Here is a 21,452-nt window from a genome sequence, read left to right on the forward strand (position 1 = left end):
CTATCGATAAGGGAGGTGTCCCGTATGACCATCCAGCAACGCGTGGCCCGGCTGCACTGGCTGGGCCTGCTGTGGATCGGCCTGGTGGCCGGGCTGCTCTTCGTCGGCGTGGCGGCGGTGGTCCAGGTCGTCACGGCACCCAGCGCCCAGTTCACCGTGTGGGTGCCGCTCGACCAGGCCGGCCGGCTCGCGGGGCCCGACCGCCTGCCCGACGGGATGAGCGTCGACGCGTCCGCCCACGTGCGGGCGCTGGTCGAGGAGCCCACCGCGACCCAGTCCCTGTTGCACGTGGGCACGTCGCTGCCCACCAAGTGCGTGGTCGCCGCGATGCTGCTCCTGCTGGTGCGGATCGTCCGCCAGGCCCGCCGGGGCGACCCCTTCACCGCCGGCAACGTGCGGCTGCTGCGCCAGCTCGGCGCCACCGTCATCATCGGCGGCATCGCCGCGGACGTGGTGGAGGCGCTGGCGTTCAAGGCCCTCGTCGGCCCGATCGTCGACGGAGCGGCCGGCGGTTTCGTGTGGAGCGGCTGGTGGCTGGTCGGCGTCGCGTTCCTGGCGATCGCCGAGGTGGTCAGCCGCGGCCTGCGCATGCGGGTCGAGCTCGACGGCGTGATCTGATGCCGCCCGAGGAGGACCACCGCGTCGAGGTACATCTCGACAAGCTGCTCGCCGACCGCGGCATGAGCCTGACCGAGCTCTCCGCCCAGGTCGGCATCACGCTCGCCAACCTGTCGATCCTCAAGAACGGCCGGGCCCGCGCGATCCGCTTCAGCACGCTGACCGCGCTCTGCGAGGCGCTCGACTGCCAGCCCGGCGACCTGCTCAAGATCCGCCCGGCGCCCCGCCGCTGAGTAGAGGTTCGCGCGCCGGGCCGGGCTGACCCGACCACCGCCTCCGACGACGGCGGCGTCGTGCGGCAGGAGCGCAACGCGGGGCCGCGTCTACGCGGACTGCCGCACCCGGGTGCGGCGACGACGTCGGCCACCGTCCATGTTGGAGGCGTCCGCACGGTGCCGTGACAGGCACACGCCTCAGGCGGTGACCACGCACCCGGTGCCGTTGAGGGTGAACGCGCCCGGCGCGGCGTTGCTACCCGTCCACGTCCCCTGCATGCCGAACGTGACACTGCCGCCGACCGGGATGTTCCCGTTCCAGTCCTGATGCTGCGCGGTGACGAGCGCGCCGGTCTGCGTCGCCCGGGTGCTCCACGCGGACGTGATCCGCTGGTCGCCGGGGAACGTGAACGTCAGCGTCCACCCGTTGATCGCCAGCGACGTGCTGGCGTTGCGGATCGTCACCGAGGCCACGAAGCCGCCGGTCCACTGTGACTGGTTGGTGTACGTGACCGTGCACGCCCCCGGAGTCACCGGCGGGCTCGTCGAGGTGTTCGGGAAGCCCGCCACGTTGACGCTGTTGGACGCGGCCGACAGGTTGCCCGCCGCGTCCCGCGCCCGCACGTAGAAGACGTTGCGCCCCACCGAGAGCGGCACCGTGTGCGTGGTGCCCGTGACGGTGGCGACGAGCCGCGAGTTGAAGAGCCCGTCGAAGCTGTACACGTCGTACCCGGTCACGCCCACGTTGTCGGTCGACGCGGTCCAGTTGAGCTGGGCGGTCGAGCCGGTGGGCGCGCTGACGGCGGTCAGGCCACCCGGCGCGGACGGCGGGACGGTGTCGCCGGTGTCGGTGTTGGGCGTGACGACGGTGACCGTGTTCGACGTCGCCGAGCGGCGGCCCATGTCGTCCCGCGCCAGCACCGAGAACGTGTACTGCTTCGTGCGCGTGATGCTCGCGGTGACCGTCGCTGTCGTCACGTTGCCGACCTGCTGAATCCAGACGATGTCGTTGAACGCCTGGTAGTACGTGATCTCGTAGCCGGCGATAGGGCAGCAGCCGCGCGTCGAGGCGGTCCAGCTCAGCGTCACCGACCCGGTCGTCACCGCGGTGGCCGTCAGGTTGGACGGCGGGCCCGGTGGAAACGGCGAGATCGGCGGCAGGCTCGGCGTGGGCGACGAGGCCGTCGGCGAGACCGGCGGCAGGATGCTGCCGCTGGGCAGCCAGGTGTCCATGGCGGCCGCCGCCCGCGACGTCGCGCTCGCCCCCGGCATCGCGACGACCAGCGCCGCGAACGCCGCCGCCGGCAGCAGGGTCGCGGCCAGCAGAGCCGGCAGCAGACGACGGGTGACCACAGTGGAGCGCAGGCCTCGCATCCTCCGACAATGCGTCACCCATCGACACCCGTCAAGGTCGCCCCTTGAGCTTCACTAGAACGCTCTGGTCGGAGGAGACGGAGCGCTGCCGACCGGGTGCGCCACCCCGGTGCCGCCGAGCCCGGTGACCACGTCACCGCGCCAGTCTGGCAGCCGGGTCCGACACTTCGGCCTCGGTTTAAACGTCTTGTCCTCCGTATTCACGGATCGCGATGCTGTCCGCGCTGAGGTAACCACCAGGCGTATCGGAGGGAATCATGGTCCTGACCGGGGTAAGACGGCGGGCCGTCGCGTACCTGGCGATGGTCGTGATGATCGGCGCCGTGGCGCCGGTCGTGGCCGCGCCGCCCGCGCTCGCGCAGTGCTACGGGTGCGACGGGGTCAACCCCCAGACTAACGGGTGCACGGGGGCGGAGCCGGTGCGCGAGTTCACCGCGGCCAAGACGGGCATCCGCGTCGAGCTGCGCTTCTCCGGCGCCTGCGGCGGGGCCTGGACCCGCCACACGCAGCCGGGCAACGCGCGGTACGGCACGACGACGTTCCTCCAGTCCAACGACGGCCAGATTTTCTACACGCACCCGATCGGCCACAGCTCCCAGGAGTGGACCCCGATGGCGCGCTGGACCCGCACGCTGCGGGCCTGCTACGGGTACGGGTACGAAGGTCCGGATTGGAACGACTACGACGTGTTCGAGTGCACTTCCTGGTGGTGATGGCCTTTCGGACGACTGCCGGGTCTGGGCGCCGTACACATACACTCACGTCAGTGCGCGCGAGATAGCTGGGCGTCGACGGGGGGCCGACGTGATCCGCATCTACTTCACGCCGGACGACATTGGCCGGGTCCGGGTCGCCGGCAGTCCGGATCCCTTGTGGGAGACGGTGTTCAGCCTGTTTCGCCTGCGCCGCCCGGGACCCGCGCCGGTGTTCGGGCGGTGGCGGGCACACGCGCTGCGGGCCAGCCGGCGGGCCGACCTCGAGCTGCTGCTCCCGCTCGTGCAGTTCGGCTACTATCCCGACTTCCTGACCCCGGCCGAGGGCCGGCACGGGCTCCCGGCCGGGCTCGACGCGGTGCTCTCCACGCCGGTGTCCCGGCTGCGCACCGACATGTCCGCGCTGGCCCGGCTCGGCCGCCCGACGCCGGCCTGGATGCGCCGGCTCGCCGAGGGCGACCGGGAGACGCTGGAGCGCCTCGCCGGGGCGATCCGCTCGCACCATGCGGCGGTGGTCGAGCCGATCTGGCCGGAGGCACGGGCCGCCGTGGAGGCCGACCGGTCCCGGCGCGCGCGGATCCTGCTGGAGGAGGGCTGCGAGGGCCTGCTGCACAGCTACCGGCCGATGATGCGCTGGCGGCCCCCGGTGCTGGAGATCGACGTGCGGTACGAGCAGTCGCTGCACCTGGCCGGCCGCGGCCTGCTGCTCGTGCCGTCGTACTTGTCGTGGGACTCACCCGACGTCCTGCGCGATCCCACGCTGCCGCCGGTGCTGGTCTACCCGGTGGAAAACGAGGTCCGGCTCGGCCTGGGCCGGCGCGCCGCGGACACCGACCTGACCGCCCTGATCGGGCAGACCCGCACGTCGGTGCTGGAGTCGATCGGCGAGGGGCGCACCACGTCGGAGCTGGCCCGCCACGTTGGCGTGAGCGTGGCCTCGATCAGCCAGCACACCGCGGTGCTGCGCGAGGCCCGGCTGATCCACAGCAGCCGGGCCGGCAAGGCGGTGTTGCACACGATCACCCCGCTGGGCGCGGCGCTGCTGGGCGCCGCGCCCGCTCCCCCGTCAGCGCGGGCGGGGTAGCTTCCGGGCCTTCTCCCGGCGCTCGGGCGTCGCCGGGTCGGCCACGTTGCCCGCCGTCTGGGCGGTGAACACGGCCTGGCTGCTGGTGTCGAGCCGCCCGGCGACACGCGCCAGCGTCCGGTCCCCGGGGCGGGCGGCGATCTGGAAGTGCGACGCCTTCGCCGGCGTCAGGTCACCGCCCCACACCACCGTGCCCTCGCAGTCGACGAGGATGTCCCGCACGATCACCTCGTGGTACGGCCACAGCCCCTCGCTGCCGCCCACCGGGTACGCGGTGGGGTGCAGCGCGACGGCCGTGCCGGAGAAGTAGTTGGACTCGTAGGTCGCCCGCACGGCGCGCTTCGCGGTGTAGCCGGCGACCCCGCCGCCCTCCCCCGTGTCCAGCGGCGCGATCTCGTAGTGCCAGCGGCGCGCGACGTGCAACAGCACCGCCGCCACGACGCCCTTGCGCAGGGCCACCGAGGCCATGGAACCTTCGATCCGGTACCTGGCGATGGCGGCCGGGTCGATCCGCCAGCCGTTGGCGGAGGTGCTTCCGGCCGGGGCGGCGTGGGCCGCCGCGGCGGGCACGAGAGCGAGTGCGCCGGCACCGGCGGTGGCGCTGAGAAGAGTGCGTCGGCTGATCATTCATGACCTCACTAAGCGGTGACGAGGGTGGACACGCCGGGGTCGGCGCCCTGCCGCCAGACGTCGTGGTCAAGGCCCCAGCCGGGCTGGAACTCGAACTCCCGGATCTGGTTGAACGCCCAGTTCTCCGGCATCGGGAAGCCGAGGTTGCCGGAGAAGCCCCATGACATGCCGGAGACCAGCGACCAGCGGGCGCCGACCTCCTCCGCGATGCGGCTGCACACGTTGCGGGAGCCGTACGTGCCGAAGGTGTACCGGTTGCCCAGCTCGGCGAGCGCGGCCTTGACGCCCTGGAAGTACGGCTTGACGTTGCTGTCGATCTCGGCGTCCATCGCGTCGTAGTCGACACCGAAGTAGATGCAGGTGCCCGGCGGGATGCGGTGCTCGACGGCCTTCTGGTGCGCCTTCGTGCCCTGGTCGTACCCCTTGTCGAAGGTGAAGTTGGCGAGCTGCCGGCCGTTGTACTGGAAGAGCGGGAAGAAGCGCAGGCCGGCGTTGAGGATGGTCTGCGGTTCGCCGGGCTTCAGCGCCTTGCCGAGGTAGTACGGGTCGGTCGGCGGGAGGTGCTCGTCGAGGTACCGGCCCACGATCCGGTAGCCGGCGGCGTACAGCTGGGCGCCGCGCGTGGCGGTGATCTCGGTGATGCAGTCGCAGCCGGTGGCGGGCCGGGTCGTGTCGCCGGAGGAGACCAGCAGCTGCGCCCAGGTGGTGTAGTCGTTGGTGCCCGTGATCGGAATCTGCGAGAAGTCCTGGAAGGCGCGCACCCAGCCGATGTGGGTGCCGGTGCCGACGTCGGTGCCGATGTCGCTGGCCAGGTAGCTCAGCGGCGTGTAGATGTTGCCCTCGCGCACGTACGTCGGCGAGTTGAAGTAGCACGCCGACCGGAAGATGTAGCGCAGGTCGCCGGTGAGCGTGCCGGAGCCCCGCCCCCGCAGCCCGGCCTGGGTGCCCGGCCCGAAGTTGCCGTTGATGGCGTTGACGTCCAGGCCCAGCTCGTACTGGAGCCCCATCATCAGGCCTTGCTGGACGTCGCGGGAGTAGATGCCGTCGCAGGGCACCAGGCTCATCGCGGGGATGCCGACGCTGGCGACGTAGCGGACGTTCAGGCGGCGTTGGATCTTCTGGATCTCCGGGTCGGCGCCGGGCACGAGGCGGAACTGGTCCATCCGCATCAGCGCCTTGACGATGTGCGGCCACATCTTCTGCCGCATCGTCGCGTCCGCGTAGGAGAGGCCGGCGTGGCCGTACAACGTCTCCAAGGACTCCTGCGAGTCGCCGGTCCACTGGCCCTGGTCGACCGACGCCCAGTAGCCCTTGGCGAACAGCGCGCCGTTGTACAGCCGGATCAGGTTGCCGTTGGTCTCCTGGTTGGGCAGCTTGTTGCGGGCCTTGACCGCGTTGAACGTGCCCGGCCCGAAGTTCTGCACGGTCGGCGAGATGCCCAGCTCGTGCTGGAGCCCCTGGGTGAAGGAGAGCACCGTGGACCAGCCGGTGCGCCCGTTCTCCGGGCACCAGACGTATCCCGGCGCGACGCCGGCGTAGGTGGAGTTCACCCAGCGCTGCGCCTTGTAGACGTGCAGGTCGCCGACCCCGATCCAGGGCGCGGCGGGGTCGATCGTCGAGCCCTCCTTGGCGTACATCAGCATGTTTCCCGGGCACACCGTCGCGGGGTTCTCGAAGGAGTGCGGCAGGATCCGCAGCCCGGTCGGGCGCGGCGCCTCGGTCCGCAGGTGCTGGATGAGCGCCCGGAACGTGCGCAGCAGCGGCTCGTTGGCGGTGTGGTTGGTCTGCATCAGCGCGCAGATGGAGTAGAACCCGGTGTTGCGGCCGACCTCACCGACGTAGCCCGGTGAGTTCGCCTCGCCCCGCTCGTAGCCCCGGCCCTCGTAGATGTTGCCGTGCTGGCAGACGAAGAAGTTGTAGGCGACGTCGCCGTTGAACTCGTCGTCGGACACGTGGTCCATGTAGACGTTGGCGATGTCCTCCAGGCAGTCCTCCTCCGTGACGTAGTCGCCGCCGCCGAGCGGTGCCGGGCCACGGTGGTGGATGAACACGCCGACGGTCGGGTTCCAGGGGTTGGCGCTGGGCACGGGGTCCGAGGCGGCGTGCACCCGGTGCATCGGGTCGACGTACTCCGACCAGGTGACACGCTTGTGGATCGTCACGGGCATGGTGCCGAGGATCCGGCGCGCGGGAGCGGCCCGGCAATAGGTTTCAGGCGAGGCTGAAACGTGCCCGTCCGCACGATCGGGGTCAGCACCAGCGCGGCGGTTGGACGCCGCTCCGCGACGCCTGGGAGAAGTACAGCCGAGCTACCCGACCGGTGACTTCTGGCTGAAGGCGCAGCGCCACCGCGCCGCCACCCGCACGTAGACCTCGCTGATCCACTCGTCGGCCGTGTACGCCACGCCGTCCCAGGTGCCCGAGCTGGCCTTGCGCGCCGAGACGACGACGGTGTCGTCACCGACCCGCGCCACCCGCTCGGCGCCCACCGCGCCCATGCTGTGGTGTGCCAGCCGCCCCGACGCGATCCAGCCGATGATGTCCGCCTTCGGCGTGACGCCATCCGGTCCGACGTAGACCCAGTCGTCGGTCAGGTAGCCGGCGATCCGCGCCGCGTCGTTGCCCACCAGCGCCTCGTCGCGCACGGCGGAGAAGGCGCGCACCTCGTCTTCGATCGTCATCACGCCTCCGCGGCCGCACGCATGGAGGGCGACGCCTGCACGAACGTCCAGCGGTGCCCCTCGACGTCCGCCGCGACGTACGACCGGAACCCGTGCTGTGTCACGCCGGTGACGATCGTCGCGCCGCGCGCGGTCGCGTGGGCGAGGTGCGCGTCGAGGTCGTCCACGTACACCCAGACGGTGTGCGAGACCGGCTCGGGCGCCGGCTTGCCGTCCGCGGGGAAGAGCAGCACCGCCCCGTCGCCCACGTGCAGCTCGATCCACGATGGACGCTCGCCCTCGCCCGGCACGCGGTCCCACGACCGCAGCCCGAAGGCGTCCGCCAACCAGCGCGCGGCGGCCGGCGGATCCTGGTAGTACAGGCCGACAGCGAGCCGGCCGAGCCGCCGCGGCGGCGGATCGGTGTGGCGGACGCGGCACCACGACACCAGCCAGTGCAGGACGTTGGGCCAGAAGAGCGCCGCCTCGTCGACGTCGCCGCCAGGCAGCACCGAATGCTCGACCCGCACCCGCGTGCCGCCACCGTCCGCCTCGAAGCGCACATCCACCTCGGTGGCGTCGACGCTGCTGCGGTAGACCAGCCGCCGCCCCGGCTCCCACACGGTGACGCGGCCGAGCTCCAGCACGCTGGCGTCGTCGTAGACCTCCAGCACGCGGCCGCCGACGCCGGGCTCGATCCGCCGGCTCAGCGCCCGCCCGAAGTCCCAGGCGTTGATCGGCCCGGGCACCCACCATCGGTCGATCTCCCCGGTGAACGCCTCGAACGCCACCGCCGGATCCACATCCACGTGCACCGACGCCGTAGCGGACCTCGCCGTCATCCCCGCTCCCCCTCGCCTCCGGCGGCCTCGCGGTGCCGCGTGCCCCGACCTTCGACGTGCCGCCTGCCCTGGCCGTCGACGTGCCGCCTGCCCTGACCTTCGACGTGCCGCTTGAACGAGCCGAGCTGCTCCGTCCAGTGCGCCTGCACCTGGTCGAGCCAGGCCCGCAGCGCCACCAACGACTCCGGCCGCAGCCGGAACACCCGCAGCCGGGCGTCGTCGGCCACCCGCTCGTCGGACACCACACCGGCGGCCAGCAGGATCCGCAGGTGCCGGCTGACCACGGGCGCCGAAACGCCCGCCGCCTGCGCCAGCTCCCCCGCCCGCCGCGGCCGCTCCCCGAGCAGCTGCACCACACGCCGCCGCGTCGGATCGGCCAACACCGCGAACAGCTCGTCCACCTGCTCGCCACTCACCCTCTAATAGTTCACGCCAGCGCTAACTATTGTCAACGGTCGCGCCCAGATCGGTCAGGGGGCGGGGCGGAGGTGGAGGAAGTCCTTGACGCCGATCGCGGCCAGGATGGGGCGGACGGGCAGCGGGACCGCCTTGCGGGTCGGGTCGTGGACCAGGCGGGGGTCGGTCAGGCGCACCGGGTGGCGGCGGATGTCGATCTGGCAGCCGCCCGCCGCGAGCACGTTGCGGGTCCAGTCGCCGACGCCGTAGGTCAGCGCCACCACGTACCCGTCGGGGGTCTTGAAGACGTTGACCGGGGTGCGGTATTCGCGGCCGCTGCGGCGGCCGTGATGGACCACGATGCCGAAGCCGGGCAGCACCTGGGCGAGCGGGCCGAGGACCCGGTTGCTCACCACCCTGTTGATCCTGGCCAACCGCCGAGGTAGAACCACCCGCCCACCATACGCGCGGTAGCCGCCGTCGTGGTTGGGTAAAAAGGATCCATGGGTACGCTCGCCGAGTACCGGCGCAAGCGCGACTTCGCCCGGACGCCCGAGCCCTCCGGCGACGGTGGCGGGCCTGAGCCGGGCGCGCCGCGGTTCGTCGTGCAGCGGCACCGGGCGCGGCGCCTGCACTACGACTTCCGCCTGGAGGTCGACGGCGTGCTGGCGAGCTGGGCGGTGCCCAAGGGCCCGACGCTCGACCCGAAAGCCCGGCGCGCCGCCTTCCACGTCGAGGACCATCCCATCGAGTACATCGACTTCGAGGGCATCATCCCGTCGGGTGAGTACGGCGGCGGCGACGTCATCGTGTGGGACGCCGGCACCTGGCGCCCGGCCGAGGGTGTCGAGGATCCGGGGCGGGCGCTGGCCGGCGGCGAGCTGCACCTGGACATGTTCGGCGAAAAGCTGCGCGGCCGCTTCGTGCTGGTGCGCACCGGCAAGGACGGCGACCGGGAGCGGTGGCTGCTGCTGCACAAGAAGGACGAGTTCGCGCGGGGTGGCTGGGATCCGGAGGACCACCCGCGGTCGGTGCTGAGCGGCCGCACCAACGACGAGGTCAAGGCCGATCCGGAGCTCATGTGGCGCTCCGACCAGCCGGCCGCCCGCGCCGCCGTGCCGCTCAAGGCTTCCGCCGACCCGGCCGGCGACGAGGCGCTGCGCGAGCTGGACGAGCTGCGGCCCGCCGGCGGCGTGTGGCACGTCTTCGGCCGCCAGCTCAAGGTGACCAACCTCGACAAGGTGCTGTTTCCGGGCGAGCCGCCGGTCACCAAGCGGGAGCTGCTCGCGTACACCGCCCGGATCGCGCCCACCGTGCTGCCGTACCTGAGGCGGCGGGCGCTCAACATGCACCGCTTCCCGAACGGCGCGCAGACGAAGGGTTTCTGGCACAAGGAGCTGCCCCACCACGCGCCGGAGTGGCTGCCCCGCTGGGACAACCCGGACGCCGACCCGGGCGAGACGCGGACCTACCTCGTCGTCGACGAGCCGGCCGCGCTGGTGTGGGCGGCCAACTTCGGGGCGCTGGAGTGGCACGCCTGGACCTCCACGGTGGACCGTCCGGACCGTCCCTCGTGGGCGCTGATCGACCTCGACCCCGGCGAGGACACCGGTTGGGACGACATCCTGACGCTGGCCCGCCTGCACCGCACCGCCCTGGAACACGTGGGTGTGCGCGCCGGGCCGAAGGTGACCGGGCGGCGGGGTATCCAGATCTGGGTGCCGATCGCCCAGGGCCCGGACTTCACGGCCACCCGCGCCTGGGTGGAGAAGCTGTCGCGCGCCGTCGGCGCCGTGGTGCCGGACCTGGTGAGCTGGAAGTGGGAGAAGAGGGACCGGGAGGGCAGGGCGCGGCTCGACTACACGCAGAACGCGGTCAACAAGACGCTCGTCGCGCCGTACAGCCCGCGGCCGGCGCCGGGCGCGCCGGCGTCGGCGCCCATCGACTGGGATGAGCTCGACGACCCCGCGCTGCGCCCGGACGCCTTCACGATCCGCTCCATAGTGGATCGGGTCGCGGAGAGGGGTGACCTCTTCCGCGACCTGCTCGACCACCCGCAGAAGCTGCCGCGGCTCGACTGACGGCTCAGGCCAGCGTCACGTCGACGAACCGTCCACGGTAGATGGTGACGTCCCGGTACAGGTCGTCGCCGTTGAAACTGTTCACGTTGTACGACACGAGCAGGCGCCGGTCGGTGCTCAGCTCCGGGTGCACGTGCGGGTTGTACGTGTACACGTTGGCGTTGCCGTACGTGCCAAGCGCGCCCGTCTCCGGCGTGGTGTAGAGCAGCGTCTTGCCGGTGAACGGACCGGTGGGGCTGTCCGCCACGTACCCGACGATCTTCGCGCTGAACAGCTCGGTGGTGTCCTGCGTGACGAGCAGCCACTTGCCGCGCCACGGGGTGACGCTGTACTCGTTGCTGACGCCCTCGATGACCCGCGCCGAGTCGGCCTCGGCGGTGGACCAGCCGGAGCCGGTCCAGAACTGCCACGGGCCGCGCAGGTCCCGCCCGGCCACCCGGGCCACGTGCATGTACTTGCTGGCGCCCCGGTCCTCGACGCCGTACACGTACAGGTGGTTGCCGATCGGCTGGAGCCACGCGGCCCAGGTGATCTCGGCGCCGGAGGGCAGCGGCCGCAGGTCGATGACGCGGTTGAGCCGGCCCGTGGACATCCGCGCGACGTGGGTGCCCATCCAGGCGAAGTCCCACGGCCCGGTGCCGGTACGGCCGAACTCGACGACAGTCTGGTGGAGCACCCCGCCGACCGCGATGCCGGCGCCGATCCAGTACCAGTTGTCCCCGCTTGCCGGGGCGAGCAGCGTGGTCGGCTCGTCGCGGGTGCCGCCGTGCACGGTGGTGAGCCGCTGTCCATCCTGGACGATCATCGAGTTGCGCAGGAACGGCGTGTCCAGCGGCCGGCTGAGGTCCGGGTTGACCGGGCCGAGGAATGTGTCCGAGTACATCCACAGTCGACGGCCGCCGGGCAGCGGTGTGGAGTAAGTGCTGTCCGCGCCGGTCCAGCCGACACCGGAGTTGCCGTAGGTGTTGAAGAGGGTGTTGAGCGCGGTGTTCGGGGTGCCGGTGGCGGCGGATGGCGCCGCGGAGGCGGGGCGGGCGGACAGCACGGTGAGCGCGGCCGCGCCCGCCGCACCACCGAGGATGGTGCGACGTCGCATGGTTCTCCTATCCGAAACCTAGGAAGGGGGGAGCGATGCGGGGTTGACGGCGAGGAGGCCGCCGTCGACCCGGTACTCGGCGCCGGTGACGAACGACGCCCGGTCGCTGGCGAGGAAGGCGACCACCTCGGCGACCTCTTCGGGCCGGGCCACCCGGCCGAGCGGGTGGCTGCGCCCCCACTGCGCGACGGTCTCGTCCACGGTGGACTCACCGCGGAAGAGGTCGGCCGCCCAGCGGAGCATGGGAGTGTCGACGGAACCCGGGCAGACGGCGTTGACCCGGATCCGGTCGGCGGCGTGGTCGAGCGCCATCGACCGGACGAGCGCGTTGATGCCGGCCTTGCTGGCGGCGTAGGCGGCGACGCTCCGCTGGGAGACGAACGCCTGCACCGACGAGACCGCCACGATCGCGCCTCCGCCCCGGGCGCGCAGGTGCGGGACGGCCGCGCGGCCGGCGAGGTAGACGCCCTTGAGGTTGACGTCGAGCACCTCGTCCCACAGTGCCTCGGAGGTCTCCTCGACGGTGCCGTACCGCTGGACGCCGGCGCTGGTGACGAGGATGTCGAGCCCGCCGAAGCGCTCGACCGCGGTGGCGACGAGCCGCTCCATGTCGGCGGCGACGGTCACGTCCGCGCGGACGCCGTCACCGTCGACGTCGCCGTAGACGACGGAGGCGCCGGCTTTCGAAAGGCGGGCGACCACCGCCGCGCCGATGCCCTTCGCGCCGCCGGTGACCACGGCCACCTTGCCGTCGAACTCGCTCATGGCAACACCTCCACGGACCAGTCGAGGGACAGCGACGACAGCGGCGCCAGCGTGAGCGCCGAACCGTTCGCGACCGCGGTCGGCAGCCCGTCGGTCGGGTAGCTGGAGAAGGGTTCGACCCCGACGACGTACGCCTGGCCCCACCACGGGTAGTCGGTGGTGTCGCCGAGCTCGTGCCAGAGCCACAGGTACGGCAGCACGGTCGCGTCCCACTCGACCCGGACGCCCGGGCCCGAAGGCCGGCGCAGCGAGAACCATCCGTCGTCGAACCCGGTGAGGTAGACGACGTCGCTGGGCGCGCCCGGCTCGGGTATCACCGACAGGTCGACGGTGCCGCCGCCGGGGGTGGGTACCACCGGCCACGGATAGGGGCCGCCGGGCGCGACGGCGCGCCGGGGCGGGTTGATGGTGGACTCGTGCGGGATCACCCGCACACCGTCGGGCAGCGTGAGCCGCGCGCCCGGCACGAGGAACGGCTCCCCGAAGGCGAGGTGCTGACCCCACATCGCGTGCACCTCGACCGGGGCCTCGTTCTCCAGGGTCTCCGACACGACGAGGCGCGCGCCGTCGAGGCGCAGCACCTTCGAGACCCGGAACGGCGTGCGCTTCGCCGCCACGGACAGGCGCACGCCGTCGTCGAGCGGCACGCACTCCCACGGCAGCGCCGCCACCTCGCCGTGCTGGTCGAGCACCGCACCCCGGTACGTCGCCGGCGCGCCCCCGTTGGGCAGGACCTCCTGCCAGCCGCCCGGATACGTGTCGAAGAAGTCCGCCGACGGCGGCTCCGGCCAGCCACGCCGCGGCGAGCGCCAGGTGAGGTCGAGGTCGAGCGGCTTGTGCCGGAACTCGACCACGTGTCCACCGTGGAGCAGCACGGTGACGCGCAGCACGTCGTTCTCCAGCCGCACGGCCGGCACGTCGCGGACGATCACCTCGGTGGCCCGGGTCACGAGGGGTCCGCCCACCGGTCGTTCGGCACGAGGGGGTACCAGCCGGGCCGGGCCGGGTCGCGGTCGTACGGGTAGCCGCCGAGCTCCTTGTACAGCTCGGCGTAGCGGGCCACCCGCTCGCGGTCGAGCCGCACGCCCAGCCCCGGCCCGTCCGGCACGGCGATGGTGCCGTCCACATAGGGCAGCTTGCCGCCGGCGACCACGTCGTCGCGCAGGTGGTGGTAGTGCGCGTCGGCGGCGTGCGTGAGGTTGGGCAGGACGGCACCGAGGTGCAGCATGGTGGCGAGCTGGATGCCCAGCTCTCCGGAGGAGTGCACGGCGACGCCGAGCTGGAACGTCTCGCACACCGCGGCCGCCTTGACGCACGGGCGGATGCCGCCCCAGAACGTCGTGTCGAGCAGGATCACGTCGACGGCGGGATCGCGCACGTTGGTGGCGAGCTGCTCGAAGTTGACGACGACGGTGTTGGTGGCGAGCGGGATGCCGAGGTCGCGCAGCTGCCGCATCCCGTTCAGGCCCCAGGTCGGGTCCTCGAAGTACTCGTTGGGCAGGTCACGGATCGCCTCCCCGAAGCGCCGCGCCTCGGCCACCGAGAGCGAGCCGTTGGGGTCGTACCGGAGCCGGTCGCCGGGCGGCAGGGCGGCGGCGAGCGCGCGGTAGCACGCCAGCTCGTACTCCGGCGGGAAGACCCCGCCCTTGAGCTTGTGGACGGTGAAGCCGTGCTCCTCCTTCAGCGCCAGGGCGTGCGCGACGAGCTGCTCCGGGGTGCGCACGTCACCCTCGCCGGACTGGTTGGTGAGGCGGAAGAACAGGTACGACGCGAACGGCACCCGGTCCCGCAGCTTGCCGCCGAGCAGGTCGTACACGGGCACGTCGAGGTGCTGGCCGATCAGGTCGAGGCAGGCGAACTCGATGGCGGCGAGCAGCTGGGTGCGGTTGTTGTAGAGGCTCGCGGTCGGGTTGGCGATCGCGAACCGGAGCGCCTCCAGGGCGAACGGGTCGTGCCCGACCAGGTACTCGCGGAGGCCGCGGATCGCCTGCTCGGCGCTCTCTCCCCCGCCGCCCAGCTCGCCGAGCCCGACGAGGCCGTTGTCCGCCTCGACCTCCACGATGGTGCGCACGAAGCGGCCCCAGTGCGCCCCGTTGGAGTGCCGCAGCGGCGCTTCGAGCGGCACGGTCACGGTGGTGGCCCGGATGTCGACGATCTTCACGACCGCGCCCTGTCGATGGCGACGGCGACGAAGCCCCCGGCCGGCACGGTCACGGTCGCGGTACCGTCCGAGACGGACAGTGGGGCGAGGGAACGCTCCAGGCTCGTGCCCACGAAGGCCGCGCGCATCCCCGGAACGGTCAGCGACACGGCCGCCGGATCGCCAGCCGCCGACGCCAGGTACACCACCAGGTCGTGGCCGCGCCGGGACGGGCCGATCGCGGCCACCCGCACCAGTGGATGGTCCACTGTGGCCCAGCGCCCGTCCGGTGGTGCCGCCGCGCCGGTCCCGGTCGACGGCACGGCCACGAACGCGTCGGTGAACCCGGCGGCGACCGCCTGCCCCAGCTCGCGGGGTGAGGCCCCGGCCGCCGACCCGATCGCGTACCGGAAGGTGGTCTCCCCCTGCTGCTGTGCGGGGAAGTTGGTGTCCCAGATGTTGTTCATCGCCCAGGAGTAGACGGTGCCCGGCTCGGCCGGCTCGGGCGCGATGGTCGGCGGAAACGGCGCGTACGGCAGGTAGATGTCGCCGAACATGACCAGCGGCGCGTGCAGCGTGGCCCAGGCGGCGGTCACCTCCCCGTCGTCGAACGCGACCCAGTGCCGGATCGGCGTCATGTGGTGGGCCGCGCCGGGCACGGTGGGCGCGTCGCCGCCGCCGACGCCGCCGGTCAGCTCCCAGGCGACCGGTGCCGGCATCGCGAACGGGAACGCGAAGAAGACGCTCTCCTTGGCCGGCGCGCCTTCCTTGTAGAGCCGGTTGGTGACGTCGACGCGCGCGACGCCGGCGGTGAGCGTGACCGTGGTGCGCAGCCACCGGGCGCCGTCCGCGTCCAGCTCGACCTCGAGGGTTTCCCCCACCGCCGTGCGGGTGGCGCGGACCAGCGAGGCCCGGCGCCCGATCGACCGCCCGGCCAGCAGGGCCAGGTCGCCGTGGGGTGCCTCGACGTGGCCGGAGAGGTGGTTGACGTGCGGGGCGGTCGAGTACCGCTCGTGCACGTACTGGTTCATGCCCGCGTACGCGGCGGCGTTGACCAGCTCGCGCCCGGCCCGCTTGTCGAACACGGACGTGAGCGTGCCCTCGCGCGGGTCGACGCTCACCCGGTAGTACTCGTTTTCGATCTGCCAGCCGTCCAGCTCCTCGGCGACCGCGGGGCCGGTGCCGGCGACCACGTCGACGCGGGCGTGACCGACCGCCGGCACGCCGGCGAGCACGAACGACAGGCGCCGCCCGGCCGGCCGGGTCGGCCAGTCCTCGGAGCGCACGGCCTCCTCGTGGTGCGGCACCGCCGAGCCGGTGCGGGCGTCCACGATGGACACCTGCTGGTCGAGCGGGACGACGCTGGCCGGCAGGAAGACCTCCGCGAGGTCGGTGCGGTCCGCGGGACCGAGGTTGGCGACGAGGTACGAGGCGAGCGCGCCGCCGGCCGCCGCGAACCGGGCGCCGAGCCGGTGGGCCCCGGCGTGCCGCAGGTCTTCGGCGTCGTCCGCGCCGGAGTACGCCATCTCGCACTTGCGCGCCCACTGGAGGCCACCGGAGTCGAAACCATCCTCGTGGTCGTGCCACGGGTTGGCCGCGCCCCAGGTGTGCTCGTCGAAGAGGCCGAGCTTGTCGTAGACCGCGTCCACTTCGGACGTCGCGGGCGTGCCGGCGAGCGTGTGGAGCGTCTCGGCGTGGCGGACGGCGTGCTGGGCCCGCCGGGCGTACCCGAGCGGCCGGGCGCCGGAGCCGAGTCCGTCCGCCCACCAGTCGGTCCAGTCTCCACTGTGCTCGGGGATGGCGTCGCCGATCCGCTCCTCGGCGTCCTCGAAGAACGCGCTGTTGGTCGACATCCGCAGCTTGGGCCAGGCGTAGGTGGCGTTCCACTCGCGGACCACCGACGGCGGCACGATCGACGGGCCGGCGTTGTCCGCGTTGCCGCCCTGTACGCGCAGGTGCAGCACGTCGTGCGGGTACGGCGGCTTGTGCAGCTCGACACCGTCGAGTCCGCTCCAGCCGAACGCCTCCTTGCGGTACGGCACCGGGCGGTGGGCCAGGGACCACAGGTAGCCGGGCAGCAGCGACGACGCGGCGGCGAAGCTCTCCGCGAGGCCGACGACGTTGCCCTCCATGTACGCCATGCCGTGCGCGGTGTCGGTGAACCAGACCAGCACCCGCTCGCCGGCCGGCGACCGCCACCAGAAGGGCCGGCCCAGGTCCTGCCCGCCGGTGAGGAACGGCACCGAGCGGCCGGCCCAGTTGTGCGCCGCGGACAGGTACCGCACGCCGCCGGCGGCGAGCGCGTCGACGAAGCCGACCACGGCGCCGGGCACGTCGGTGTGCATCGCCGACGTGACGGGGATGCCGTGCCGCTCCCGCAGGTCGTCGGTGAACCGCAGCATCCGGTGCAGCTCCTCCACCGAGCAGGCCTCGGTGTGCAGCTGGAACGGCATCGCGGTCACCTCGACGCGCCCGGCGCGGGCCAGCCCCACGAACCGGTCGACGGCGGCGGCGTCGCGGGAGTCGAGCCAGCGGCGCACCGGCAGCGCCGACTCGACCGTCCACCGGAAGCGCGCCTCGTCCGGCCAGTCGTCGGTGGCGGCGGCGAGGTCGAGCGCGGAGTCCAGGTACTCCAGGTGGTTGCGGAGCACCACGCCCTGCCGGTCGGTGTAGCCGATGTCGAGGTGCGAGTGGTGTACGACGTGGACCGTCCACTTGCGCTGCGGCGTGACGACGAGCTCCGCCTCGCCGATCCCCTCGACCGCGACGGTGAACGTGCGCGGCGCGTCCACTTCGGGCACCCACAGGTCGGTGCCGGCGGCGGCCCGGTCGACGAGCGTGTCGCCGTCGCGGACGCTCACCGTGGCGCCCTCGGGAGCGCCGGTCACCCGCACAGCCTGCCGCGACGGGTCCGCCCGGAAGAGGGGCAGGCAGGCGACCCGCACGTCGCCCGCCACGGCGGTGGCGCCGGCGGCACGCAAGGTGGCGCGCATGTCGTCGTAGCCCGGCGAGCCGAGGCTCGCCCGCAGCAGCCGACTTGTCAAGGTGGGACTCCTTCGTCAGTACTGGCCCAGGGTCAGGCCCCGGGCGAAGATGCGCTGGGCGCCGAGGAACACGAGCACGGTGGGCAGCGACATGACCAGGCCGGCGGCGAGCACGACCGGCACCGTCGACCCGGAGTAGGCGCTGGAGAGCGAGGAGAGCGCCGTCATCACCGGCCGCACGGTCTCGTTCTGCGACAGGGTGAGGCCGAAGAGCAGGTCGTTCCAGACGAACGCGAACTCCAGGATCGCCACCGCGCTCAGCGCCGGCACGGCGAGCGGCAGGTACACCCGCCAGAAGATGCGCCACACCGACGCGCCGTCGACGCGGGCCGCCTCGTAGATGGTGTACGCGACGCCGGTGAAGAAGCTGCGCATGACGAGCGCGGCGAGCGGCACGCAGACCGCCGTGTAGACGAGCACCAGGCCGAGCCGCCGGTCGTACAGGTCGGCGCTGCTGTAGCTGATGAACAGCGGGATCACCAGCATCTGGATGGGGAAGATGGTGCCGCCGAACAGCAGCATGAACCACCAGAAGCCGGCCTTCAGGCGCAGCACCACGATGGCGAAGCCGGCCATCGCACCGACGACCACCGCGGCGAGCGGCGAGACCGCGCTGTAGAGCAGCGTGCTGAGGATGCTGGGGCCGAGCCCGGCGGCGTCCCAGGCGAGCTTGACGTTGTCGAAGAAGCCGAAGTCCGCGTCCGGCACCCAGATCCGGTCCGCGTCGTACTGGGTGCTGGGCCGGAAGGCGTTGACCAGCAGCAGGTACACCGGGATCAGCCACACCAGACCCATGGCGCCGAGGACGAGTCTGCGGATCATCCGAGGGCCTCCCGTGACTTGACCTGGCGGCGCAGGTAGGCCAGCGTGACCGCGCCCGTGGTGAGCGTCAGCACGAGCGCGACCGCGGAGCCGTAGCCGTACTCGCCGGAGACGAACGCGTCCCGGTACATCGTCACGGCGAGGGTCTCCGAGTTGCGGCCCGGGCCGCCCTGGGTCATCACCCACACGATGTCGAACGTCTTGAGGCTGGCCACCAGCGCCAGCCCGACCACGACCGTCGTGAGTGGAGCGAGCAGCGGCCAGGTGACGTGCCGGAAGAGCGACCAGCCGTTGGCGCCGTCGAGCCGGGCCGCCTCGAGCGGCTCCTTCGGGATCGACTGGAGGCCGACGAGGAAGAGCAGCGCGTTGACGCCGGTCTGCTGCCACGTCCAGGCGACGATCATGCCGAGGGTGTTCCACGGCTCCTCCTGGAGGAACGACGTCTCCGCCCCGGGCAGGTGCAGGAAGCCGAGGATGTCGTTGGCCGCGCCTCCACTCTGGAGGATGAAGCCCCAGATGACCGCGAGGCCGGCGCCGGACAGCGCGTACGGCAGCATGAACGGCAGCCGCAGCCAGGTGCCGCCCTTGATGCCGAAGCTGAGCACGGCCACCAGCAGGCCGAGGGCCACCGGCACGACCGTCGTGCCGACCACCCACATGAGCGTGTTGCGCAGCGAGGTGGTCAGGGCCGGGTCGTCGAAGAAGCGGGTGAAGTTGTCGATCCCGATCCACTGTGGCGAGTTGAGCCCGTCGTAGTCGGTGAAGCTCAGCACCACCGTGTAGAGGAAGGGCGCGTAGAGCAGCACGGCGACGAGGAGGACCGCCGGCGAGACGAAGCCCAGCGCACCCCACCGGGCCCCGCGATCACCGCGCTTGGCCCGCCCCCCGGCGGCCGGAGCCGCCGGGGAGTTGACCGGGGTCGCCGTGGCGACCGACATCAGCGGCCCTTCCAGTACTCGTCGGCCGCCTTCTGGATGTTCTCCAGCTGTTTCATGTAGCTGTCCGGCTTGACCATGAACGCGCCGAACGCGTCCAGCGCGGCGGTCAGCACCGGCGCGGGCGCGGCCTCGAAGTACCGGTTGGCGAGCGTGTACTCGCCGGCGCCGGCCGACTTCGCGATCGCGCTGAGCCCTGGGTCAGGGATGCTCACCTTGGGGTTGGCGGAGACGTCGCCGCGGCTGTTGGCCCACTTCTCCTGCGCCGGCTGCCGCACCCACCACTTCATGTAGTCGTCGCTGGCCTTGGTGTCCGGCGCCTTGGCGAGCGAGCACAGTGGACCGCTCTCGAACGCCATCGTCACCTTGCTCTGCGCCGGGTCGACGTTGGGGATCGTGAACATGCCGTAGTCGGTGCCGGGCTTGAGCCCCTGCTGGGTCATGCTCGTGTTGAACCAGGTGCCGAAGATGCCCATCGCGGTCTTGCCGGACTTGAGCTGGACGGCCGGGTCCTCCTTGCTACCCGCGTCGGAGAAGTAGCCGCCGTCGATCATCTGCTTCCACCGCTCCATGACGGCCACCACGCCGGGGTCGGTGTACTTGGCCTCGCCGGTCGCGAGCTTGTTGTACAGGTCCGGGTTGGTGCCGATCAGCAGCTGCTGGAACCACACGAAGCTGAACAGCACGGAGGTCTGGTAGAACGGCGTGACGCCCTTGGCCTTGAGCTTGTCCGCGTTGGACATCAGCTCCGCCCAGGTCGTCGGCGGCTTGAGGCCGGCCTCGTCGTAGACCTTCTTGTTGTAGAACATCACCCAGTAGGAGATGTTCAGCGGCACGCAGTACTGCTTGCCGCCGTACGTGTAGGTCTCCTCCAGCTCCTTGGAGAGGTCGCCGGCGGCGATCGCCTCCTTCCACAGGTCGGTCGTCTCGGCCACCTGCCCGGCCTCGACGATCTCCTGGAGCCGCCCGCCGGTCGACCAGGTGAACAGGTCCGGCTTCTCGTTGGTGCGGAAGGACGCCTTGATGAACGCCGAGTACGTCGGCTCGTCGGTGTAGCCGACCGGCGTCATGCCGATGCCGATCTGCTGCTTGCTCAGCTTGCCCAGTTCTTCGAAGAACGGGCTCCAGGCGCCCTTGTCGTTGTACAGCTTCAGCTCGGTCTTGCCGCCACCGCCGCCGCCGTTGTCGTCGCCGGAGTCGCCGCCACATGCGGTCAGCGCCAGCGACGCGGCGGCGACCAGAGCGGTGAGTACGCGTGCCCGCACGGACATCACCTTTCGTGAGATTCGTCGAGAGTGGACAGGCGGCGCGCGACCACGTCCGCCACGTCCTCCAGGTGTCGCCGCATCAGTCGAGTGGCCCGCTCCTCGGAGCCGGCCTCGATAGCGGCCAGGACGGACCGGTGCTCCTCGTGGTCACGGGACCGGTCGTCGAATATGTGCAGGATCTCGCGCTGCTCGCCGGCGTGCACCGAGAGCAGCGAGTCGAGCACTTCGTGCAGGATGCGGTGGCCGCTCGCGGTGGCGACGGCGCGGTGGAAGGCCATGTTGGCCTCGTGCAGCCGCGTGTCGTCCCCGGCCAGGTGCTGCTCCGCCGCATCGAGGGAACGGCGCAGCGCCGCCGTGGTGGCCGGGCTGCGGTGGCGCGCCGCCAGGCCGGCCAGGTACGGCTCGACCAGCAGCCGGGCGTCGAGCAGCTCGACGAGCCGCTCGGCGTCCAGGGTGGGCAGGTTGGGGTTGGCGATGACGACCCGGTCCAGCGCGGCGTTCACGTACATGCCGGAGCCGTGCCGGATGTCGATCGCGCCGGTGGCCTGGAGCTGGCGCAGCGCCTCCCGGATGGTCGGCGTCGCCACCGCGAAGCGCTCGGCCAGCACCCGCGCCGAGGGGAGCCGGTCGCCCGGCCCGAGCCCTTCCGTGCGGATGAGGTCGACGACGCGACCGATGAGCGCGTCGGAAAGGCTCCGGCGCAGCAACTCGTCGTCCGCTACCGTCACGACCCCTCCTCGCGGTATGTTTCCCACCTGTTAAAAGTGAG

21 protein-coding genes are annotated in these 21,452 nt (G+C 71.8%); 5 read left to right on the forward strand and 16 right to left on the reverse strand.

Features of this window, described 5'->3' with window-relative positions; translation table 11 throughout:
• The first annotated feature begins 24 nt into the window (after positions 1-24).
• Positions 25-618 (forward strand): DUF2975 domain-containing protein, encoded by a 594-nt coding sequence (locus AC5L36_RS22315; protein WP_441218601.1) that lies wholly within the window; start codon positions 25-27, stop codon positions 616-618.
• On the forward strand, positions 618-851 hold the full coding sequence (locus tag AC5L36_RS22320) for a helix-turn-helix domain-containing protein (RefSeq protein WP_441218603.1): 234 nt from the start codon (positions 618-620) through the stop codon (positions 849-851). Before AC5L36_RS22315 ends, AC5L36_RS22320 begins: the two co-directional genes overlap by 1 nt.
• Before the next feature lie 180 nt (positions 852-1,031).
• Here the strand turns inward: AC5L36_RS22320 and AC5L36_RS22325 are convergent, their stop codons facing one another.
• Complete coding sequence (locus tag AC5L36_RS22325) at positions 1,032-2,207, reverse strand: cellulose binding domain-containing protein (protein WP_441218605.1); 1,176 nt, start codon at positions 2,205-2,207, stop codon at positions 1,032-1,034.
• A gap of 257 nt (positions 2,208-2,464) precedes the next feature.
• Here AC5L36_RS22325 and AC5L36_RS22330 point away from each other — a divergent pair, with 257 nt between their 5' ends.
• Together AC5L36_RS22330 and AC5L36_RS22335 are read left to right on the forward strand one after the other, a co-directional pair.
• Complete coding sequence (locus AC5L36_RS22330) at positions 2,465-2,920, forward strand: DUF2690 domain-containing protein (protein WP_441218607.1); 456 nt, start codon at positions 2,465-2,467, stop codon at positions 2,918-2,920.
• Between the two features lie 91 nt (positions 2,921-3,011).
• Positions 3,012-4,004, forward strand: coding sequence for an ArsR/SmtB family transcription factor (locus tag AC5L36_RS22335; RefSeq protein WP_441218609.1), 993 nt, complete (start codon positions 3,012-3,014; stop codon positions 4,002-4,004).
• Here AC5L36_RS22335 and AC5L36_RS22340 read toward each other — a convergent pair.
• The 6 genes from AC5L36_RS22340 to AC5L36_RS22365 all read right to left on the reverse strand — a co-directional run bounded on the left by AC5L36_RS22340 (position 3,987) and on the right by AC5L36_RS22365 (position 8,984).
• Complete coding sequence (locus tag AC5L36_RS22340; RefSeq protein ID WP_441218611.1) at positions 3,987-4,631, reverse strand: hypothetical protein; 645 nt, start codon at positions 4,629-4,631, stop codon at positions 3,987-3,989. The genes AC5L36_RS22335 and AC5L36_RS22340 overlap by 18 nt on opposite strands.
• An 11-nt stretch (positions 4,632-4,642) precedes the next feature.
• Positions 4,643-6,802: a glycoside hydrolase domain-containing protein gene (locus AC5L36_RS22345; RefSeq protein WP_441218613.1), complete on the reverse strand. Its 2,160-nt coding sequence runs from the start codon at positions 6,800-6,802 to the stop codon at positions 4,643-4,645.
• Between the two features lie 141 nt (positions 6,803-6,943).
• The gene (locus AC5L36_RS22350; RefSeq protein WP_441218615.1) at positions 6,944-7,315 is read right to left on the reverse strand and encodes a nuclear transport factor 2 family protein; all 372 of its coding nucleotides are present in this window, start codon (positions 7,313-7,315) and stop codon (positions 6,944-6,946) included.
• Positions 7,315-8,136, reverse strand: a complete 822-nt coding sequence (locus AC5L36_RS22355; protein ID WP_441218617.1) for a VOC family protein — start codon at positions 8,134-8,136, stop codon at positions 7,315-7,317. Before AC5L36_RS22355 ends, AC5L36_RS22350 begins: the two co-directional genes overlap by 1 nt.
• On the reverse strand, positions 8,133-8,552 hold the full coding sequence (locus tag AC5L36_RS22360; protein WP_441218618.1) for an ArsR/SmtB family transcription factor: 420 nt from the start codon (positions 8,550-8,552) through the stop codon (positions 8,133-8,135). Before AC5L36_RS22360 ends, AC5L36_RS22355 begins: the two co-directional genes overlap by 4 nt.
• A gap of 54 nt (positions 8,553-8,606) precedes the next feature.
• The gene (locus tag AC5L36_RS22365; RefSeq protein WP_441218620.1) at positions 8,607-8,984 is read right to left on the reverse strand and encodes a nitroreductase family deazaflavin-dependent oxidoreductase; all 378 of its coding nucleotides are present in this window, start codon (positions 8,982-8,984) and stop codon (positions 8,607-8,609) included.
• 51 nt (positions 8,985-9,035) lie between these two features.
• Between AC5L36_RS22365 and AC5L36_RS22370 the strand changes: the two genes are divergently transcribed.
• Positions 9,036-10,613, forward strand: coding sequence for a DNA polymerase domain-containing protein (locus AC5L36_RS22370; protein WP_441218622.1), 1,578 nt, complete (start codon positions 9,036-9,038; stop codon positions 10,611-10,613).
• Positions 10,614-10,617: 4 nt separating this feature from the next.
• Here AC5L36_RS22370 and AC5L36_RS22375 read toward each other — a convergent pair whose 3' ends face one another.
• The 9 genes from AC5L36_RS22375 to AC5L36_RS22415 are packed head-to-tail and all read right to left on the reverse strand — an operon-like array spanning position 10,618 to position 21,411.
• Complete coding sequence (locus AC5L36_RS22375) at positions 10,618-11,709, reverse strand: DUF5005 domain-containing protein (protein WP_441218624.1); 1,092 nt, start codon at positions 11,707-11,709, stop codon at positions 10,618-10,620.
• A gap of 18 nt (positions 11,710-11,727) precedes the next feature.
• Positions 11,728-12,474 carry an SDR family NAD(P)-dependent oxidoreductase gene (locus AC5L36_RS22380; RefSeq protein WP_441218626.1) on the reverse strand — a complete coding sequence of 249 codons (747 nt, stop codon included), beginning with the start codon at positions 12,472-12,474 and terminating at the stop codon, positions 11,728-11,730.
• Positions 12,471-13,424, reverse strand: coding sequence for an aldose epimerase family protein (locus AC5L36_RS22385; RefSeq protein ID WP_441218628.1), 954 nt, complete (start codon positions 13,422-13,424; stop codon positions 12,471-12,473). Before AC5L36_RS22385 ends, AC5L36_RS22380 begins: the two co-directional genes overlap by 4 nt.
• Positions 13,421-14,635, reverse strand: coding sequence for an enolase C-terminal domain-like protein (locus tag AC5L36_RS22390; protein ID WP_441218629.1), 1,215 nt, complete (start codon positions 14,633-14,635; stop codon positions 13,421-13,423). Before AC5L36_RS22390 ends, AC5L36_RS22385 begins: the two co-directional genes overlap by 4 nt.
• A complete protein-coding gene (locus AC5L36_RS22395; protein WP_441218631.1) occupies positions 14,632-17,658 on the reverse strand; it encodes a glycoside hydrolase family 38 N-terminal domain-containing protein in 3,027 nt (1,008 codons plus the stop codon). Before AC5L36_RS22395 ends, AC5L36_RS22390 begins: the two co-directional genes overlap by 4 nt.
• A 15-nt stretch (positions 17,659-17,673) precedes the next feature.
• A complete protein-coding gene (locus AC5L36_RS22400) occupies positions 17,674-18,480 on the reverse strand; it encodes a carbohydrate ABC transporter permease (RefSeq protein ID WP_441218633.1) in 807 nt (268 codons plus the stop codon).
• A complete protein-coding gene (locus AC5L36_RS22405) occupies positions 18,477-19,418 on the reverse strand; it encodes a carbohydrate ABC transporter permease (RefSeq protein ID WP_441218635.1) in 942 nt (313 codons plus the stop codon). The genes AC5L36_RS22400 and AC5L36_RS22405 overlap by 4 nt, the downstream gene beginning before the upstream one ends.
• Positions 19,418-20,686 carry an ABC transporter substrate-binding protein gene (locus tag AC5L36_RS22410; RefSeq protein WP_441218637.1) on the reverse strand — a complete coding sequence of 423 codons (1,269 nt, stop codon included), beginning with the start codon at positions 20,684-20,686 and terminating at the stop codon, positions 19,418-19,420. The genes AC5L36_RS22405 and AC5L36_RS22410 overlap by 1 nt, the downstream gene beginning before the upstream one ends.
• A complete protein-coding gene (locus AC5L36_RS22415; protein ID WP_441218639.1) occupies positions 20,686-21,411 on the reverse strand; it encodes a FadR/GntR family transcriptional regulator in 726 nt (241 codons plus the stop codon). Before AC5L36_RS22415 ends, AC5L36_RS22410 begins: the two co-directional genes overlap by 1 nt.
• Positions 21,412-21,452 lie beyond the last annotated feature (41 nt).

It is taken from the genome of Phytohabitans sp. LZ39, from assembly GCF_059359075.1.

Excerpts from the sequence above, each read along its gene's own strand:
- AC5L36_RS22380 (WP_441218626.1), bottom strand. The coding sequence starts at position 12,474 with ATGAGCGAGTTCGACGGCAAGGTGGCCGTGGTCACCGGCGGCGCGAAG.
- AC5L36_RS22340 (WP_441218611.1), bottom strand. The coding sequence starts at position 4,631 with ATGATCAGCCGACGCACTCTTCTCAGCGCCACCGCCGGTGCCGGCGCA.
- AC5L36_RS22400 (WP_441218633.1), bottom strand. The coding sequence starts at position 18,480 with ATGATCCGCAGACTCGTCCTCGGCGCCATGGGTCTGGTGTGGCTGATC.
- AC5L36_RS22405 (WP_441218635.1), bottom strand. The coding sequence starts at position 19,418 with ATGTCGGTCGCCACGGCGACCCCGGTCAACTCCCCGGCGGCTCCGGCC.
- AC5L36_RS22345 (WP_441218613.1), bottom strand. The coding sequence starts at position 6,802 with ATGCCCGTGACGATCCACAAGCGTGTCACCTGGTCGGAGTACGTCGAC.
- AC5L36_RS22350 (WP_441218615.1), bottom strand. The coding sequence starts at position 7,315 with ATGACGATCGAAGACGAGGTGCGCGCCTTCTCCGCCGTGCGCGACGAG.
- AC5L36_RS22410 (WP_441218637.1), bottom strand. The coding sequence starts at position 20,686 with ATGTCCGTGCGGGCACGCGTACTCACCGCTCTGGTCGCCGCCGCGTCG.
- AC5L36_RS22325 (WP_441218605.1), bottom strand. The coding sequence starts at position 2,207 with ATGCGAGGCCTGCGCTCCACTGTGGTCACCCGTCGTCTGCTGCCGGCT.
- AC5L36_RS22320 (WP_441218603.1), top strand. The coding sequence starts at position 618 with ATGCCGCCCGAGGAGGACCACCGCGTCGAGGTACATCTCGACAAGCTG.
- AC5L36_RS22355 (WP_441218617.1), bottom strand. The coding sequence starts at position 8,136 with ATGACGGCGAGGTCCGCTACGGCGTCGGTGCACGTGGATGTGGATCCG.
- AC5L36_RS22370 (WP_441218622.1), top strand. The coding sequence starts at position 9,036 with ATGGGTACGCTCGCCGAGTACCGGCGCAAGCGCGACTTCGCCCGGACG.
- AC5L36_RS22375 (WP_441218624.1), bottom strand. The coding sequence starts at position 11,709 with ATGCGACGTCGCACCATCCTCGGTGGTGCGGCGGGCGCGGCCGCGCTC.
- AC5L36_RS22315 (WP_441218601.1), top strand. The coding sequence starts at position 25 with ATGACCATCCAGCAACGCGTGGCCCGGCTGCACTGGCTGGGCCTGCTG.
- AC5L36_RS22330 (WP_441218607.1), top strand. The coding sequence starts at position 2,465 with ATGGTCCTGACCGGGGTAAGACGGCGGGCCGTCGCGTACCTGGCGATG.